18 protein-coding genes are annotated in these 16,282 nt (G+C 40.8%); 11 read left to right on the plus strand and 7 right to left on the minus strand.

What is annotated here, in order from left to right:
• Window positions 1-118: 118 nt before the first annotated feature.
• Entirely contained in the window at window positions 119-1,741 is a 1,623-nt protein-coding gene (gene ade / locus ACK4HU_RS18175) for an adenine deaminase (RefSeq protein WP_409809145.1), read from the minus strand.
• Window positions 1,742-1,875: 134 nt separating this feature from the next.
• On the opposite strand from ade, the gene cmk reads away from it, so the two are divergent.
• The 9 genes from cmk (at window position 1,876) to ACK4HU_RS18220 (ending at window position 9,643) form a co-directional block, all read left to right on the plus strand.
• Complete coding sequence (gene cmk, locus ACK4HU_RS18180; protein ID WP_409809146.1) at window positions 1,876-2,583, plus strand: (d)CMP kinase; 708 nt, start codon at window positions 1,876-1,878, stop codon at window positions 2,581-2,583.
• Complete coding sequence (locus tag ACK4HU_RS18185) at window positions 2,564-3,460, plus strand: 4-hydroxy-3-methylbut-2-enyl diphosphate reductase (protein WP_409809147.1); 897 nt, start codon at window positions 2,564-2,566, stop codon at window positions 3,458-3,460. Before cmk ends, ACK4HU_RS18185 begins: the two co-directional genes overlap by 20 nt.
• Before the next feature lie 120 nt (window positions 3,461-3,580).
• Complete coding sequence (locus ACK4HU_RS18190) at window positions 3,581-4,933, plus strand: Na(+)-translocating NADH-quinone reductase subunit A (protein WP_409809148.1); 1,353 nt, start codon at window positions 3,581-3,583, stop codon at window positions 4,931-4,933.
• A gap of 5 nt (window positions 4,934-4,938) precedes the next feature.
• Window positions 4,939-6,153, plus strand: coding sequence for an NADH:ubiquinone reductase (Na(+)-transporting) subunit B (locus ACK4HU_RS18195; protein ID WP_409809149.1), 1,215 nt, complete (start codon window positions 4,939-4,941; stop codon window positions 6,151-6,153).
• Window positions 6,140-6,904 carry an NADH:ubiquinone reductase (Na(+)-transporting) subunit C gene (gene nqrC / locus ACK4HU_RS18200; RefSeq protein WP_409809150.1) on the plus strand — a complete coding sequence of 255 codons (765 nt, stop codon included), beginning with the start codon at window positions 6,140-6,142 and terminating at the stop codon, window positions 6,902-6,904. Before ACK4HU_RS18195 ends, nqrC begins: the two co-directional genes overlap by 14 nt.
• A gap of 30 nt (window positions 6,905-6,934) precedes the next feature.
• Window positions 6,935-7,618, plus strand: a complete 684-nt coding sequence (locus ACK4HU_RS18205) for an NADH:ubiquinone reductase (Na(+)-transporting) subunit D (protein ID WP_409809151.1) — start codon at window positions 6,935-6,937, stop codon at window positions 7,616-7,618.
• Between the two features lie 13 nt (window positions 7,619-7,631).
• Window positions 7,632-8,243 carry an NADH:ubiquinone reductase (Na(+)-transporting) subunit E gene (gene nqrE / locus ACK4HU_RS18210; RefSeq protein ID WP_409809152.1) on the plus strand — a complete coding sequence of 204 codons (612 nt, stop codon included), beginning with the start codon at window positions 7,632-7,634 and terminating at the stop codon, window positions 8,241-8,243.
• A 124-nt stretch (window positions 8,244-8,367) separates the two neighbouring features.
• Window positions 8,368-8,994, plus strand: coding sequence for a DUF1080 domain-containing protein (locus tag ACK4HU_RS18215; RefSeq protein ID WP_409809153.1), 627 nt, complete (start codon window positions 8,368-8,370; stop codon window positions 8,992-8,994).
• A gap of 85 nt (window positions 8,995-9,079) precedes the next feature.
• A complete protein-coding gene (locus ACK4HU_RS18220) occupies window positions 9,080-9,643 on the plus strand; it encodes a DUF502 domain-containing protein (protein WP_409809154.1) in 564 nt (187 codons plus the stop codon).
• Between the two features lie 9 nt (window positions 9,644-9,652).
• Here the strand turns inward: ACK4HU_RS18220 and ACK4HU_RS18225 are convergent, their stop codons facing one another.
• The 4 genes from ACK4HU_RS18225 to ACK4HU_RS18240 form a co-directional block, all read right to left on the minus strand.
• The gene (locus ACK4HU_RS18225) at window positions 9,653-10,561 is read right to left on the minus strand and encodes a TolB family protein (protein ID WP_409809155.1); all 909 of its coding nucleotides are present in this window, start codon (window positions 10,559-10,561) and stop codon (window positions 9,653-9,655) included.
• A 32-nt stretch (window positions 10,562-10,593) separates the two neighbouring features.
• Window positions 10,594-11,640, minus strand: coding sequence for a selenide, water dikinase SelD (gene selD, locus ACK4HU_RS18230; RefSeq protein WP_409809156.1), 1,047 nt, complete (start codon window positions 11,638-11,640; stop codon window positions 10,594-10,596).
• A 206-nt stretch (window positions 11,641-11,846) separates the two neighbouring features.
• The gene (mnmH, locus tag ACK4HU_RS18235; protein ID WP_409809157.1) at window positions 11,847-12,884 is read right to left on the minus strand and encodes a tRNA 2-selenouridine(34) synthase MnmH; all 1,038 of its coding nucleotides are present in this window, start codon (window positions 12,882-12,884) and stop codon (window positions 11,847-11,849) included.
• 40 nt (window positions 12,885-12,924) lie between these two features.
• Window positions 12,925-13,398 carry a TolB family protein gene (locus tag ACK4HU_RS18240; protein ID WP_409809158.1) on the minus strand — a complete coding sequence of 158 codons (474 nt, stop codon included), beginning with the start codon at window positions 13,396-13,398 and terminating at the stop codon, window positions 12,925-12,927.
• A gap of 178 nt (window positions 13,399-13,576) precedes the next feature.
• Between ACK4HU_RS18240 and ACK4HU_RS18245 the strand changes: the two genes are divergently transcribed.
• Entirely contained in the window at window positions 13,577-13,795 is a 219-nt protein-coding gene (locus ACK4HU_RS18245) for a hypothetical protein (protein ID WP_409809159.1), read from the plus strand.
• A 58-nt stretch (window positions 13,796-13,853) separates the two neighbouring features.
• Window positions 13,854-14,927 carry a 6-bladed beta-propeller gene (locus tag ACK4HU_RS18250; protein ID WP_409809160.1) on the plus strand — a complete coding sequence of 358 codons (1,074 nt, stop codon included), beginning with the start codon at window positions 13,854-13,856 and terminating at the stop codon, window positions 14,925-14,927.
• A gap of 52 nt (window positions 14,928-14,979) precedes the next feature.
• Here ACK4HU_RS18250 and trxA read toward each other — a convergent pair whose 3' ends face one another.
• Window positions 14,980-15,300 carry a thioredoxin gene (gene trxA, locus ACK4HU_RS18255; RefSeq protein ID WP_103923992.1) on the minus strand — a complete coding sequence of 107 codons (321 nt, stop codon included), beginning with the start codon at window positions 15,298-15,300 and terminating at the stop codon, window positions 14,980-14,982.
• A 120-nt stretch (window positions 15,301-15,420) separates the two neighbouring features.
• Entirely contained in the window at window positions 15,421-16,200 is a 780-nt protein-coding gene (locus ACK4HU_RS18260) for a hypothetical protein (RefSeq protein WP_409809161.1), read from the minus strand.
• Between the last annotated feature and the right edge of the window lie 82 nt (window positions 16,201-16,282).

Below are 16,282 nucleotides of genomic sequence, written 5' to 3' on the forward strand. Positions count from 1 at the left end.
AACGGACACCGAGCGAAGTCGAGGTGAAACTAAATAGAATTTGGCTACTGGCAGAATTGCGTATATCCATATTTTTTTATACCCTTTTTGGAAAAAGTAGAGGTTGCCTAACTTTTAGCTAAATAAAAACTTCAGTGAATTGAAATGTCTGTCCATCAAACAATCCTTTATCGCTGAGCTTCAAATCAGGAATGACCAGCAATGCCATAAAGCTGAGGGTCATAAATGGCGAGTTGAGATTTGATCCCATTTCTTTCGCCAATCGGTCGATTTTTGTATAGGCCTTGGCTACTTGATAGCCATCGTTTGGTGACATAATTCCTGCCACGGGGAGGGGGAGGATTTCCTCTCTACTTTCGGAGACCGCTGATATTCCACCTTTGGCTTCAATAATCAGATTAACAGCTTTGCAGATGGAATCAGCATCTACTCCCACTGCAATAATATTGTGTGAATCGTGGCCTACTGATGAAGCGATAGCACCGGATTTCAACCCGAAGTTTTTTATAAATGCTACTGCGGGAGTTGAATCTTGATAGCGATTGACTACCGCGATTTTAAGGATATCACGCTCAAGATTGGATTCGGCAAAACCATTTAGAATCTTAATTTCTCCTTGAATTTCAGGAGTGATCAATTGTCCATCCAAGGCTTCAATTATTCTAACTTTGGTACTTTTAGCCAGAACTTGGAAATCTTCACGTCTTTTGAGTGAGGTATTGAAATTGTTGAGGAGGGTGTTTTCGATGCTGTTAATAAGCGTTTTACCATTTTCAGCCACCATTTTTCCATCAATACATGTAGAAAGCACCTCAAAACTAATTAGATCCTTAACCAGGATAAAATCTGCCGGATCCCCGGCTCGAAGTTGTCCAACATTCAAGGAATAGTGTGAAATGGGAGTGATGCAAGCAGCTTTGAGAACATCAAATAAGTCTTTCCCTTTCGCTATTGCTCTCGCTGCTAGTTCATTGATGTGGCTGAAAGCAAGATTGTCGGGATGCTTGTCATCCGAACAAAACATAATCATATCCGGAAACTCATCAATCAAATCAATCAGTGCTTCAAAATTTTTGGCAGCAGATCCTTCGCGGATGGCGATTTTCATTCCAAGTTCAAGTTTGCCCCGAGCTTCCTCAGCTGTGAAGCATTCGTGATCTGTACTTGGACCAGCATTAACATATTTTGCTGCAAGTTCACCTTTCAACCCTGGCGCATGACCATCGATTGGTTTGCCATATTTCTGTGAAATCCTGATTTTTTCCATCACCAGTGGATCACCGTTTACTGTTCCCGGCCAGTTCATCATTTCAGCCAAGTAGTGAATCTCCGGCCTTGCCATCAGTTTCTCGATTTCCCCAGCATTGATTTCTCCCCCAGCTGTTTCAAATGGTGTGGCCGGCACACAAGAGGGCGCACCAAAGTAGAACTTGAAAGGAACTTGGTTCCCATTTTCGATCATATATTCTACCCCTTCCATTCCGCATACATTGGCAATTTCATGGGGATCAGAGATAGTTGCAACAGTGCCATGGACCACCGCCAATCGCGCAAACTCAGATGGGACTAGCATGGAAGATTCCACATGGACATGTGCATCAATGAATCCAGGCATTAGAAAAGGTAGATTGGCTTCGGGTTGTATTTTCTTGATTTCAAGAATTTTCCCCTCGGATATTTCAATTTCTGCAGTGTTAATTTTTCGATTTAGGATGTCAACAAGATTTCCTTTGATTTTCATAGTTGATTGGAATAAAAATCCATGAACTTCCATTTGACCGGTGCGATTCGCATTCACAGATTGGGGAAACGGTTAAGATTAAAACACCTATATTTGCGCAAAGTTAATCAGTAAACCAAGACAGGTTTTTTTTGATGGGTAAAATTGTCGTTGCTATAGATGGATATTCGGGATGCGGGAAGAGCTCTACCGCAAAGGCAGTGGCTAAAGATTTAGGCTTTACTTATATTGATTCAGGAGCGATGTATCGTGCGGCTACATTGCATTTTTTGAATAATTTTCTTTCCATTTCCAATCCCCATGATGTAGAAAAGGGGTTAAGAACATTGGAAATTACTTTTCAAATTAACCCCGATTCAGGCAAGCAAGAAACTTACCTCAATGGTCTTAACGTAGAGGATGAAATCCGATCTATGGGTGTATCCGAAAAGGTAAGTGAAATAGCTACCGTCAAAGAAATCCGCAAAGAACTGGTTGCGCAGCAAAAGCGTTTAGGGAGAAAAAAAGGTGTGGTAATGGATGGACGGGATATTGGTTCGGTTGTTTTTCCAGATGCTGAATTGAAAGTCTTCATGACAGCCGATTTAGAAACTAGGGCGGTTAGAAGACAGCAGGAACTTTATGAAAAAGGTGACCTTGTGGAATTGGAAGACATAATTAAAAATCTTGCCGAACGGGATCGAATTGATTCGACAAGGAAAGAAAGTCCTTTGATCAAAGTCCCGGATGCAGTTGAAATTGACACAAGTAATCTGACTTTTGAAGAGCAGGTAGCACAGATTGTGCAGTTGGCAAAAGGAGTAATCGATAACGAAAAAGATTATGCAGGTAACCATAGATAAAAATTCAGGCTATTGTTTCGGAGTTGAATTTGCCATCAAAATGGCCGAAGATGAGATGGAGAACAGTGATCAGCTGTATTGCTTAGGCGACATTGTTCACAACGACATGGAGGTCAGCCGCCTGAGAGAAAAGGGTCTCGTGGTCATCGATCGAGATCAGCTTCAGGAATTGACCAATTGCAAAGTTTTGATCAGAGCACATGGAGAACCTCCAGAAACTTACAGAACAGCGATTGAAAATAATATCGAACTTATAGATGCTTCTTGTCCCGTTGTACTCAAGCTTCAGCATCGTGTGAAAAATGCTTTTGATAAAATGGAGCGGGAAAATGGCCAAATCGTCATCTATGGTAAAAAAGGTCATGCAGAAGTGATCGGCTTGACGGGTCAAACCCTGGAAAAAGCAGTGGTGGTGATGGAAGATGCTGATCTCGATAAGATAGATTACAGTCGTCCAGTCACACTTTTTAGCCAAACAACAAAAAGCACGAAGGGCTTTTATGAGCTTTCTCAGAAAATTGAGGATCGAATCAAAACTGCCAAAGGTGATCTTACCGAATTGGACTTCAATGCCAATGATTCTATCTGTAGACAGGTGTCCAATCGAGAGCCACAGCTGAAGAAGTTTTCCCAAGAAAATGATGTGATTCTTTTCGTTTCGGGAAAGAAAAGCTCTAACGGAAAGGCACTTTATCAGATCTGCCTCAGTGAAAATCCAAGAAGTTATTTTATCGAAAGCGAAACAGACTTAGACCCTGAGTGGTTTCATCAAGAGGATAGGGTAGGTATCTGTGGAGCTACCTCTACACCCATGTGGTTAATGGAACAGGTAAAATCCTACTTGGAGTCCTTAGAAGAAAACTTACTTCATGCCTGATATCCACCGATGGCCCCTTATATCAAAAGTTCGAACATTTAATATGATTAAAGCTCCAATTCAAATGGTTTTTCTTTAGATTTGGGGCGTTTTTCAATAGCTCATAGTTCAAAAACAGATATGTCTAAAATAGTGAAGCTTAAGAAAGGATTTGACATCAGACTGGTAGGAAAGGCCTCGCAAGAGATCGCTAATTTTGCCTCAGCTCAGACTTTCGCCATTAAGCCGACAGACTTCATAGGACTTCAGCGTCCAAAAGTCCTTGTCAATGAAGGTGATACGGTGAAGGCCGGAACTCCAATTCTGATCGACAAAGCTTTGGATCAGGTCATCTATGCAGCTCCTGTATCCGGTGAGATCGTTGAGATCAAAAGAGGAGATAAGCGGAAGCTTCTCGAAATCAAAATTTTGGCTGACAAAACAGTCGCTCATGAAAATTTTGGAAAAATTGATTTAGATCAAAGTCGAGATTCCCTAGCTGCAAAACTAGCCTCCACCGGAGTTTGGCCAAATATCATGCAGCGGCCTTTTGGAATTGTGGCCAACCCAACCGACACCCCAAAAGCGATTTTCATTTCGGCTTTTGATACGCATCCGCTTGCTCCTGATTACGGATTTACCTTGCAAGGTGAGGAAAAGTATTTTCAGGCAGGAATCGATGCATTGGCAAAACTTACCTCAGGGAAAGTCCATCTCAATGTTGACGGTTCCAAGCCAACGGCGGGTGTATTCTCCGGAGTAAAAAATGCTCAAGTCAATCAATTCTCCGGACCGCATCCAGCCGGTAACGTAGGGGTTCAGATCCATCACCTTGACCCAATCAACAAAGGAGATATCGTATGGACAGTCAATCCAACGGGAGTAGCTCAAATAGGTAAAGCGGTTTTGGAAGGAATTTACGATGCCTCCAAAGTGATTGCACTCACTGGTTCTGAATTGACAAAGGCAGCGTATGTGAAAACCTATGTCGGTGCCAATGTTTCTCCTTTTGTAAAGGGAAATCTAAACTCCGGTCACGTGAGAGTAATCTCCGGAAACGTTTTGACTGGCGAAAAAATCAATCTGGAAGGCTTTCTTGGTTTTTATAGCAATCAGATTACAGTCATCCCTGAGGGAGATTATTATGAGTTTTTGGGCTGGGCCAAACCGACTGCTTCCAAACTTAGTTATCACCGTGCATTGGGTCTTTTATCCTTCCTTACTCCAAATAAGGAGTTTGTTCTTGATTCAAATGCAAGAGGAGAGGAGCGGGCATTTGTGCAAACTGGTGTGTTTGAGTCAGTGACTCCAATGGATATTCTTCCTGTTTATTTGTTGAAAGCCATCATGGCAGAAGATTATGACGAAATGGAAGAATTGGGAATCTATGAGATTGTAGAAGAGGATTTGGCACTTTGCGAATTTGTCGATGTGTCCAAGCACCCGGTGCAGGAGTTGGTAAGAAAAGGTATAGAATTAATCCAATACAGTTAATCCATATGAAGTTTCTAAGAGATTTGATGGACAAGCAGCGTCCCCTTTTTGAAAAAGGAGGAAAGCTTGAAAGTTTATATTATGCATTTGAGGCGGGAGAGACCTTTCTCTTTTCCCCCAATCATACCACAGGTATTAAAGGTGCCCAAGTAAAAGACGCCATTGACCTGAAGCGTATGATGATCACCGTGGTGATTGCCATGATCCCATGTTTGCTGTTCGGTATTTACAATACTGGACATCAGAGTTTGTTGGCAACAGGGGAAACAGCCGGCCTGTGGGATAATTTTGGTGATAAAGCAATCATTGGTCTTACGCTTGTACTTCCAATTGTAATCGTTGCTTATGCCGCAGGAGGCTTGGTCGAAGCAACTTTTGCCGTTATACGTAAGCACCCAATCAACGAAGGTTTCCTAGTAACGGGGATGTTGATTCCTTTGGTGGTTCCGGCTTCCACACCGCTTTGGCAAGTAGCATTAGCAACAGTTTTTGCTGTGGTGATTGCAAAAGAAGTTTTTGGTGGCACAGGAATGAATATCCTGAACGTGGCAATGACTGCGAGAGCTTTTTTGTATTTCGCTTATCCTGCGCAGATCTCAGGTGATCAAGTATGGACCTACCTAGGGGAGAAAACAGCAGTGGATGGATTCTCTGGAGCAACAGCACTTGCAGTAGCGTATAATGCAGGTGTAGATGGTGTTCCGGTAGTTGATGCCTTGGCCGAACACAATACCGTCCTAGGGGCTGATGTATTTAGCTTTTCTAACTTATTTATGGGTTGGATACCTGGATCAATAGGAGAGACCTCTACCCTCATGGCCTTATTAGGTGCGGCCATCTTAATCGGCACTGGTGTTGCTAGCTGGAAGATTATCGTTTCCGGGTTTGCAGGTGCTTACCTGATGGGATTTTTATTGAACGTACTTGCTGTGAACGAATATATGGCTATGCCACCTCAATATCACTGGGTAATGGGAGGTCTAGCGTTTGGTATTGTATTCATGGCAACAGATCCTGTCTCAGCTTCTCAAACTGAAACTGGGAAATGGATCTATGGTCTTTTGATTGGTGTATTTACCGTTATCATTCGAGTGACAAATCCAGCTTATCCAGAGGGAATCATGCTTGCCGTTCTGTTTATGAATGTGTTTGCTCCCCTGATTGATTATTATGTAGTAAAAGCCAATAAAACAAGGAGGTTACAACGTGCAACAGTCTAACGCTTACATTATTACGTTCTCGGTCATTTTGACCGTAGTACTTGGACTTCTTCTATCCGGAACTTCACAAGTTCTCGGTCCTTTGCAAAAGGAAGCGATCGCTTTGGATAAGAAAAAGCAGATCCTAGGTGCAGTGATTTCTGCAGAAGAAATCGATGCGATGAATCCGGAGCAGATCAATGAATACTATGCCAAGAGAATCTCTTCAGTCGTAGTGGATATCAATGGTAAAGAAGTTTCCGAAGACGCAGGTATATCGGTTACTGCTGAGACAGTAGATATTGCAAAAAATTACAAGAAACCTGCTGATAAAAGATTATTTCCAGTTTTCATTTTTCTTGGAGATGGTGGAAGTGATGATGTTCAATCCTACATTTTTCCGCTTTACGGAGCAGGTCTTTGGGATGCAATCTGGGGCTTTATTGCTTTGGATACAGATATGAACACAGTGAAGGGAATCACCTTGGCTCATGCTGGCGAAACCCCGGGTCTTGGTGCCAGAATAACCGAAGGTGGAGTACAGGAGCGATACGTGGACAAAAAAGTATTTGACGATTCTGGAGAACTGGTCGCTGTGCAAATGATGAAAGGGGAGGGTAAAGACTACTCAAGCGATTCTCATAAGGTAGACGGGATGTCGGGAGCCACTATTACTGCAAATGGGGTGAATAATATGTTGAAGTCATATTTGAGCCACTACGAGGCATTCATCAAGCAAAAGTCTTCTAGTACCGCTGTAGCCGGTCTTTAATAAAAATTCAACTCACCTAATTAATAAAAAATGAGTGCTGAAACATTAGAAAAAGCGATTGAAAAAAAGCCTTCAGAGGCTTTATTTTCCAAACGTCGTAAAAAACTTATATCTGACCCATTGGTCGACGAAAACCCGATCACCATACAGGTTCTGGGGATTTGCTCAGCGCTGGCGGTGACCACCCAAATGAAGCCTACCTTAGTAATGGCAATTTCGGTAATTTTCGTAATTGTAATGGCTAATTTGGCCATCTCGCTGTTGCGAAATACGATTCCGACCCGAGTTCGAATTATCGTTCAACTGGCTGTTGTAGCTACCCTGGTTACTTTGGTTTCTGAAGTACTGAAAGCTTTTGCATACGACATGTATAAAGAACTTTCAGTATTCGTCGGATTGATTATTACCAATTGTATTGTAATGGGTCGATTGGAGGCATTCGCATTGGGAAATAAGCCATATGATGCTATTTTGGACGGTTTTGGTTCCGCATTGGGGTATTCATGGATCATTTTGGCTGTGGCATTCTTTAGAGAACTGTGGGGCTCAGGAGCAGTATTTGGAATTCCGGTTTTTGAATATGTGTCAAGCATTTTCGGTCCAGACTTTAAGCTTGCTACCAATGGCCTGATGGTTTCTCCTGTGGGAGCATTCATCATTCTCGGGTTGATCATTTGGGTACAGCGTACCAAAACAGGTTATGTTGAACACTAAAAATATTTAAAAAATGGAATTATTTAGCTTAGCTATTCGGTCGATCTTTATCGACAATATGGTTTTCGCTTACTTCCTTGGAATGTGCTCTTTCTTAGCAGTTTCCAAAAAAGTAAGTACAGCACTTGGACTTGGTGCAGCAGTAATCTTTGTTTTGACTGTGACGGTACCGGTCAATTGGCTTTTGAATGAATTTGTGCTCAAAGAAGGTGCATTGACCTGGGTTAATGCCTCACTAGCCACTATAGATCTTACCTTCCTTAGATTCATCATGTTCATTGCGATCATTGCAGCCATGGTTCAGTTGGTTGAGATGATTGTGGAAAAGTTTGCGCCAGCCTTGTATGGTCAATTGGGTATATTCCTTCCCCTGATCGCTGTGAACTGTGCTATTCTTGGAGGTTCTTTATTTATGGCACAAAGAGACTATACATTTGCTGAATCAGCAGTCTATGGTTTTGGTTCTGGAACTGGTTTCTTTTTGGCAATTGTAGCCCTTGCCGCAATTCGTGAGAAATTGAAGTATTCCCATGTTCCAAATGGATTAAAGGGATTGGGCATCACGATGCTTCTGACAGGTCTAATGGGCTTGGCTTTTATGTCCTTTATGGGAATTGATATCTAAACAAAATCTTTTTCTAATTAAAGGCTCTGAAATAAGTTTTTCAGGGCCTTTTCTTTTTAATGGTGACTAGGTTTCCTCTTAGAGTTTTTATCTTAGAAGATCAAAAACCTAGGACCCAAAAACCATGAAGAAGCTTCTGTTCTCACTTGCCTTATTTTCGTTATCATTTGCAGCATTTTCCCAGTCGGGTGAATGGATTGAACTTTTCAACGGCAAAAACTTTGATGGCTGGAAAATCTCAGAAAATCCATCCTCCTTTGCTATTGTGGATAATTCCATAAAAATTGATGGACCCAGAGCACATGCTTTTTATGCCGGTCCAGTTGGAAATCATGATTTCAAAGACTTTGAATTGAAGGTTGAAGTGAAAACAATGCCTAAAGCCAATTCAGGGATTTTTATTCACACAGCATATCAAGAGACGGGCTGGCCCAACAAAGGCTATGAAATTCAGGTAAATCAATCTCACAGCGACTGGAGAAAGTCCGGAAGTCTATATTCTTTCAATGACGTCCGTGAAGTCTATGTCCACGATGGGGAATGGTACACTTATCACATCATTGTAAAGGGTGACCACGCCACAGTGAAAATAAATGATCAAGTGGTCATGGAATACACCGAATCTGAAGATACAAACAGGCCAGCTAATGCCGGAGAAAAGAAATTCGATCGAGGAACTATTGCTTTGCAAGCTCACGATCCGCAAAGTGTAATTTACTATCGAAGTGTAAAAATTAAATTGCTGGACTGAGTACGTAATACCTTTATTTCATTAAATGTCTAATCCCTAGGATCAGGCATTTTTTTTGATCTCTATACCCAAAATCAACCAACTTATGACATTCACCTCCCGAAGAATTATTTCCTATTTTTTTAGAGGATTACTATTTCTCACGCCACTTGCTGTGACGGTCTATGTAGTCTATGCAATTTTCATTTTTTTGGATAACCTGATCCCCGTGCCCATTCCAGGAATAGGGATTTTGATGGTTTTGGCCTTGATTACCTTCGTAGGATATTTTGCCAGCTTATTCTTCGCCAAACCATTTTTTGATTGGTTCGAGCGAGGAGTTTTTAAGATTCCCTTGGTCAATTTGCTGTATACCAGCATTAAGGACTTGATGGGTGCATTTGTCGGGGACAAAAAGAAATTTAGCGCTCCTGTGATCGTTGAAATTAGTGATTCGTTGTGCCGTTTGGGTTTTATTACTCAGGAAGATTTGACTATTATCAGTCATCCAGAACTGGTTGCAGTCTATTTTCCACATAGCTATAACGTATCCGGTAACGTATTTTTGGCAAAGCGTGAAAAAGTAAAACCTTTAACTGGAGTGACAAGCTCTGATGTGATGAAGTTTATGGTTTCAGGCGGGGTATCTCCACTAATTGAGCATGATTAAGGATTAATCCTAATTTTTGTGATACCGCACATAGGCAATCCAATCCCCATCAGGAGACCAGCTGTGTACATTGATAGTGCCTTGCCCGCCATAGAAGACCGATGTTAAATCCTTGATTTCTTTGGTCTCCACATTCAGTAATCGGAGTTTTACATCTTTGCCAAAGGGATGGGCGCCTTTTTGGTCCTCCAAGTATGAGATTATTACTGCAGTTTTATTATCTGGGGAGGGATGAGGAAACCAGTTGTCCAATTCATCAAAGGTAAGTTGCTCCTGTTGACTGCCATCAGTTTTCATCCGATAGGCTTGCATCCTTCCCGAGCGGTGCGAATTGAAATAAATCCATTGTCCATCGTAAGAATACTCCGGTCCATCGTCCAGTCCCGCTGTATTTGTCAGACGTATTTCCTCTCCACCTTGAGTAGGAATCACATAGACATCCCATTCTCCGTCTCGTTGTGCGCAGTAGGCAAGCATTTTTCCGTCAGGACTGATTCCGTGCCAGTAGCTCGGGTATTTTTCCGTGATCAATTGTGGGGGTGATGTTCCATCCATTGGCATGGTGTAGATCTGAGAGCTTTTACCTGGCTCACTTTTACTGATAATCAACAATTTGCCATCAAAGCTAATCCCATGATCGTTATTGGCTCGAGTGATTAGTTCAGAGTAAAACTGACCTAATTTTTGGCCATTCAGATCAACTTTTTCTAAATACCCTGCGGTGTTAATCAATAGAAAATCGCCGTCTCTTGACCAATTTGGAGCTTCAAAATGGCGCTGCTCCTTCAAAATAGTTCGCTCTTCGGCTGTCTTTACATTCAGTACTATAAGTTCAGAAGTAATGTTTTCAGGAACCTGTGCCAAACCTTTGAATGAATTAGCTAGGAAAATAAATGAAAGCAGGAATAGCGTTTTCATGGTATTTGGGTTTAATCGATCTCAAGGAGAAGTTACTGCAAAACTTCCACCACATGCTCTCCTTTTACCACAAACTTCCCGATTTCCCAAAATGGCTGATTTTCGTGCATCATCGTTTCTTCAAACCACCCGAGGTTTTCCGGTGCTACTGAAATCAAAAGCCCCCCGCTAGTCTGCGGATCACAAAGCTTGACCAAGTCCATTCCGACCACACCTTTTGTTTTGGTATTATAGGCATTCCAGTTCCGGTAGGTGTTATCAGGGAAAATAAATTGATTGATATACTCCTGAATTCCTTCGATCAAGGGAAGTTTACTGATTTCTATTTCCGCAGAAAGTCCGGCGCCTTCAGCCATTTCAATCAAATGGCCCAAGAGCCCAAATCCTGTAACATCTGTCATTGCATGAACTTCTTCATGATTTCCGAGTACAGCTCCGATGGAATTCAGCTTGCAAGCAGTATCAAGTAAATTGAGATAATCCTTTTCCTGTATTTTTTCTCTTTTCAAAGCTGTAGCCAAAACTCCGATTCCAAGTGGTTTGGTCAGAAAAAGCAAATCTCCTTGTTTGGAGCCTTGATTGGTTTTGATTTTTCTGGGATGAATTATTCCATTGACGGAAAGACCAAAAATCGGGTCTTTGGCAGCAATCGAATGTCCTCCTGCCAATTCAATTCCAGCTTGCTTACAGATACTTTTTGCACCTTCTAATACTTTTGCGGCTAGTTCAGGCACGATCTTTTCCACAGGCCAGCTTAAGATTGCATTGGCAAAAATCGGCTTGCCTCCCATGGCATACACATCCGAAATGGCATTAGCCGCAGCAATTCTCCCAAAATCAAACGGATCATCCACAATAGGTGTAAAAAAATCAACAGTATTGATCACCGCCAAATCATCCGAAACCTGATATACTGCTGCATCATCTTTATGCGAATTTCCAACCAAAAGATTTGGGTCAGATTGGAAAAATGAACCGCTTGAACTTAGAATTTGATCCAAGATAGCTGGCGCAATTTTGCAACCGCAACCAGATCCTTCACTCCATTCAGTTAGCCTAGTTGGTTTATTTTCCATCATTTTCATATGATTATAATTTTTTTTTCAATGGCCATATGGAATACCCTAGATAATCATGCTCCTGTGTGTCGGCCGCTCGACATGGGTATTTCATGTGATTATAATTTGTTTTTTAAAGGCCACACCTGCCTGCCGGCAGGCAGGTGGAATCTCGCTTGTAGTAATAATCATCCCAGTGTGTGACGTACTAGTCATGCCTGTCTGCCTCAGGCAGGCTCGATTTTATTTTTGATTTTCAGTAAAAGTAACACCTGTTCTTCCAGTGATTTCCCAGAGAGATCAAGGATTGTGGTTTTTTCTTCTTCATGATGTGTCAAGTCAAACTCGTAAGTCTTGTCATAATAGATCAAAAGATTGGCAATCCAATCCGCTTTCCTTTTCTCTTGGATGGCTTCTATAGCTTGTTGTGTCCGTAGTCCTCCAAGTCGTTTTTGAATACGTTTAACAGCTGCAATTAGCTCGTCTTCCGGTAGATCGCCATATTCCTCGGCGATATGCGCAATTCGCTCTTTTGCTGTTTTCTGCACATCGATAAGTGGTGCTTTACTCATTTGTTCATACAGTCGATCAGGAAGGATGAGCCGTCCAATTTTCCGACTTTCATTTTCCACCCAAGTTGGAATAGATGGATCGAGAACGAGAAGATTTTCTGCTAATAGATTTTCAAACTGCTCTACGGTAGGCTGTGGAGGCAGCCCAATTGCTCCAAAAGATGAACCCTTGTGATTAGCAATTCTCTCCAGATCGAGAATTTGCTCGCCTTTTTCTTTGAGCTTTTGAAGCAAGACGGTTTTTGCAGAACCGGTTTTTCCCCCCAGCACAATCAATTTTCGGTCTTTCCTGACTTCTTCAAAAGTGAACGTTCGATAGGTTTTGTAGCCTCCTTTTAGTCGATAAATTTCAAAACCCATCATCTCAAGAAGCCAAGATAAAATTTGGCTTCGCATCCCGCCTCTCCAGCAATAGACAATGATTTTTCGATTAGGGAATAGTCGGATGGCTTCTTTTTGAATTTGATGAAATCTCGGCCCAACCAACTCAAACCCTTTCAGAGTCGCAGCTTCAGATCCTTTATCCTTATACAGTGTACCGACAATTACCCGCTCGCTGTTCGTTAAAATCGGGAGATTGACCGCTCCGGGGATATGGCTTTGAATAAATTCACTTTCACTTCGGGCATCAATTATTGGGATTTGCTTGCGCAAACTCAAAAATTGATCAAGAGAAATCAGGTGTTCTGCCATAGGTGGCACAAAGGTAAAATTTAGATCTGAATCGCTTCAATTAAACATAATTAAAGCTGGTATTGATGCGATAAAGGTGCATTTTTCCAGTTCGGTGCGAATTGAAGTAGATCCAATTACCGTCGTAGTTATATTCCGGCCCATCGTCCAAACCTTTCGCATCTGTAATTTTCTCCTCAGTTCCGCTAGCAGTTGGAATTCGATAAATGTCCCACTCGCCGTTTCGCTGAGCAGTGTATACGAGATACTTATTGTCTGGGCTTATTCCATGCCAATAACTGGGGAAATCAGGTGTCACCAGTCTTAGATTGCTGCCTTCTGCATTGGTCACATAGACTCGGGAATTATTGCCGGGTGCAGCAGCTTCATCATTTTTGCTGAAGACCAAGAACTTTCCGTCGAAGGTTAATCCATGGTCATTGTTCACTGTGTTAATGCCATCGAGATTGATTTTACCTAATTGCTTTCCTTTTAGGTCTATTTTTTCCAGAAGTCCAGCGGCATTGATGATCAAAAACTTCCCATCGCGGCTCCAGTTTGGTATAAGCGATTTAATAGCTAGGTGACAATTAAGATTTTTAATCTTATGATTTTTTTTAAATAAGTTACCCAAATACTTGTTTATTTCTTTCTTCCTTTCTTGGAACAACCTTTATAGGGAGTCTTTTTTATTAACCAAAAACAATTTATCTATGCTAAAGTCAAAACTAGTATTAACCGCATTGTTCTTGGGTTTCGCGATGTTCTCATCTGTACCTTCTACGGTTGCAGCTTGTAACGAAGGCCACGAATCCACAGGGAATCAAAGTAGAGGGGGACCAAATGGAAGATGGGAGCTTGTTTGCGACCAAACTACGATGGCTATCTGTTGTGTTTCTCATCCAAAAAAGGATCCAGAAATTGGAGACTAGAATTCGGTTTCAGGCTCAGATAATCTGAGCCTGTTTAATTTTAAAATAACTAAAAAGCATGTTGAGGTCGTTTCTTGTGTATGTTTTTTTTATTTCAATTTGGTCCTGTCAAAAAAAAGTTGAGAGCGAAAGTTCTATTGAAATAATTGATGTTCAGAAAAAAATAAATATAGTGCCCGGAATATTTTCAGACACAAGTTATATTCCACTTGAGTTTTGCGAGGATTGTATTGTAGGCGATATAACCAAAGTTGAATTCAATAACTCTTCATTCATAATTTCAGATAAATCGAAAACAAAATCAATTTTAAAGTTTGACAGCGTGGGCAATTGCCAATTTAAAATTGGCGAAGCTGGAGAAGGTCCTGGAAAGTTTATTCTTCCTTTTGACTTTTCAATTATTCCCGATCAAGACATCCTGTGTGTGTTGGATAATAATCAATCCAAGCTTCTTTACTACAGTTTAGTTGACGGACATTTTATTGAGGAAGAAAGGATTGATTTTAAAGCAAAATCAATCAAGTTTCTTGATTCTGAAAATCTTGCGGTCCATTTAGATGGGAATTTTTTTGGAAATGAAATGGATTATCATGGTTTGATTTTTCATTTGCCAACAGGTCAGAAAAAAAGTTTTGTTTATGACTTTTCGAAAACAGACCAAATGGTTACTGCCGGAGATTTTTACAACTTAAATAAAGAAGTTCTTTTTTCAAAATCAATGAATGATACAATTTATACAGTTACTGCTGATGGATTTAAACCAAAGTATTTCATTGATTTTAGTGATAAGGGTATTCCCAAAGAAACCAAGGTAAAACCATTCAACGAAATGTTTGATCAGATGATGAAAGAGTTGCCCCATTATCATAATGGAAATTTTATAGAAAACTCTAAGTATTTGTTCTTTATTTCATGGGATGAAGGTGAGTTGGAAAACTCCATGATTTATGATAAATCAAAAAAAACACTTTATAATTCATCTGATGACAAAGTTATCTTCAAAAGACCGTTTTATTTAAATGAAAACGAAGTTTATTGTTACTTAACAAATGCAGATTATGCATCATATGGTCTTGAGCCAAATTTTGGGAAATCTGAAAATCCGGTTATCGTAAAATTTACTTTGAAATAAAAAAAGCCGCAAAGAGTTCTTTACGGCTTTCGAATCTAAATGTAATTAAGATTTAAAGTTGTGCGTCAAGCTTTTGAGCTAGGACGGCTTTTGGTACTGCTCCGACTTGCTTGTCGACGATTTGTCCGCCCTTGAAGAAAAGGAGGGTTGGGATTGAACGGATTCCGAAGGCTTGCGCCACAGAGGGATTGGAGTCTACATCCACTTTGCCAATGACCGCTTTGCCGTCATATTCTGCCGCCAATTGTTCTACCACAGGACCGATCATTTTACATGGTCCGCACCATTCCGCCCAAAAGTCAACCAAAATAGGTTGGTCGCCTGCGATTATTTCTTCAAAGTTGGCGTCGGTGATTTCTATTGCTTTTCCCATTTTATTATTGGATTTATAATTTCTGTTTTCAAATATATCAGCAAAAGCGGAATCGAGGCTATTAAGTTCCGATAGGATTAGAAATTATGTCTATGGGAGATTGAAGAAATCAAAATGAGATCAATAATATTCAAATGTTTTTCTTTCCGTAGGTAAAGTGCCAAAATAGAGGTCGTTAGTGATTTCCTCAATAAGATTACCTTTTTCATCATAGTTGTATTCAAATGCTGGCCTGTATTCAGGACCTAGAAGCTGTAGGGATTTTGCAAAAAGGAGATCCTGTTCATCATAATCATAGCGATAGCGATAAAATGGCTCCGTCATTCCACTTTGGAGATAGTGTTCCTCAATGATTTGAGTTGACTGGTCATTTGCATAAAAGTATTCATGAAGGTCATAGGCAGTTTCAGTACCTCTACGATAGGAAATTTTCCTTCCCCGCTCATCAAGCTTAAACTGTTCGTGTTGAGAAAAATTACCGTCTCTCCCAATCAACACGTTGATCGTTTGACCATTATTTTCATAGAACCTTTTGAAATAATGCGTGAAGACAAACCCAGCCGGACCCAATGAATACATACCTGTCTGATCTAATTTCCCATCTTCCAGATATTCGTTAAGATATACTGCTGTGGTATCCTCATCTTGGATCCCAACTCGCAAGAGTTCCCGTCCTTGGGAATCGTAATAAAAATCTGTGCGATATTGGAGGGTGTTTGGGCCATAATAGAATGACTCGCTCTTGAGTTTTCCTTCTGGAGTGGACAACTGGCCGTTTAACACCTGTTCAAGAAAAATAATCCGTTGATCCACTTCAATTATTGGAGTAGGTTCTCCTGGGTCAGAACAGGCTGAAAGCAATGCCACAAAAAGGAAAAATACTAAAGTAATTGGTCTCAATTGTAAAGGATTTAACAATCAATGTCATATCAATGTAATTATTTCTTAGGTAATAAAAAAGGAAGCAATTTGCTTCCTCTTT

The sequence above is a fragment of the Algoriphagus sp. genome, assembly GCF_046296635.1.
In the GTDB taxonomy this organism is placed as follows: Bacteria; Bacteroidota; Bacteroidia; order Cytophagales; family Cyclobacteriaceae; genus Algoriphagus.

Excerpts from the sequence above, each read along its gene's own strand:
- ACK4HU_RS18185 (WP_409809147.1), top strand. The coding sequence starts at position 2,564 with ATGCAGGTAACCATAGATAAAAATTCAGGCTATTGTTTCGGAGTTGAA.
- trxA (WP_103923992.1), bottom strand. The coding sequence starts at position 15,300 with ATGGGAAAAGCAATAGAAATCACCGACGCCAACTTTGAAGAAATAATC.
- ACK4HU_RS18215 (WP_409809153.1), top strand. The coding sequence starts at position 8,368 with ATGAAGAAGCTTCTGTTCTCACTTGCCTTATTTTCGTTATCATTTGCA.
- ACK4HU_RS18220 (WP_409809154.1), top strand. The coding sequence starts at position 9,080 with ATGACATTCACCTCCCGAAGAATTATTTCCTATTTTTTTAGAGGATTA.
- mnmH (WP_409809157.1), bottom strand. The coding sequence starts at position 12,884 with ATGGCAGAACACCTGATTTCTCTTGATCAATTTTTGAGTTTGCGCAAG.
- ade (WP_409809145.1), bottom strand. The coding sequence starts at position 1,741 with ATGAAAATCAAAGGAAATCTTGTTGACATCCTAAATCGAAAAATTAAC.
- cmk (WP_409809146.1), top strand. The coding sequence starts at position 1,876 with ATGGGTAAAATTGTCGTTGCTATAGATGGATATTCGGGATGCGGGAAG.
- selD (WP_409809156.1), bottom strand. The coding sequence starts at position 11,640 with ATGATGGAAAATAAACCAACTAGGCTAACTGAATGGAGTGAAGGATCT.
- ACK4HU_RS18250 (WP_409809160.1), top strand. The coding sequence starts at position 13,854 with ATGTTGAGGTCGTTTCTTGTGTATGTTTTTTTTATTTCAATTTGGTCC.
- ACK4HU_RS18190 (WP_409809148.1), top strand. The coding sequence starts at position 3,581 with ATGTCTAAAATAGTGAAGCTTAAGAAAGGATTTGACATCAGACTGGTA.
- ACK4HU_RS18225 (WP_409809155.1), bottom strand. The coding sequence starts at position 10,561 with ATGAAAACGCTATTCCTGCTTTCATTTATTTTCCTAGCTAATTCATTC.
- ACK4HU_RS18195 (WP_409809149.1), top strand. The coding sequence starts at position 4,939 with ATGAAGTTTCTAAGAGATTTGATGGACAAGCAGCGTCCCCTTTTTGAA.
- nqrE (WP_409809152.1), top strand. The coding sequence starts at position 7,632 with ATGGAATTATTTAGCTTAGCTATTCGGTCGATCTTTATCGACAATATG.
- ACK4HU_RS18205 (WP_409809151.1), top strand. The coding sequence starts at position 6,935 with ATGAGTGCTGAAACATTAGAAAAAGCGATTGAAAAAAAGCCTTCAGAG.
- ACK4HU_RS18245 (WP_409809159.1), top strand. The coding sequence starts at position 13,577 with ATGCTAAAGTCAAAACTAGTATTAACCGCATTGTTCTTGGGTTTCGCG.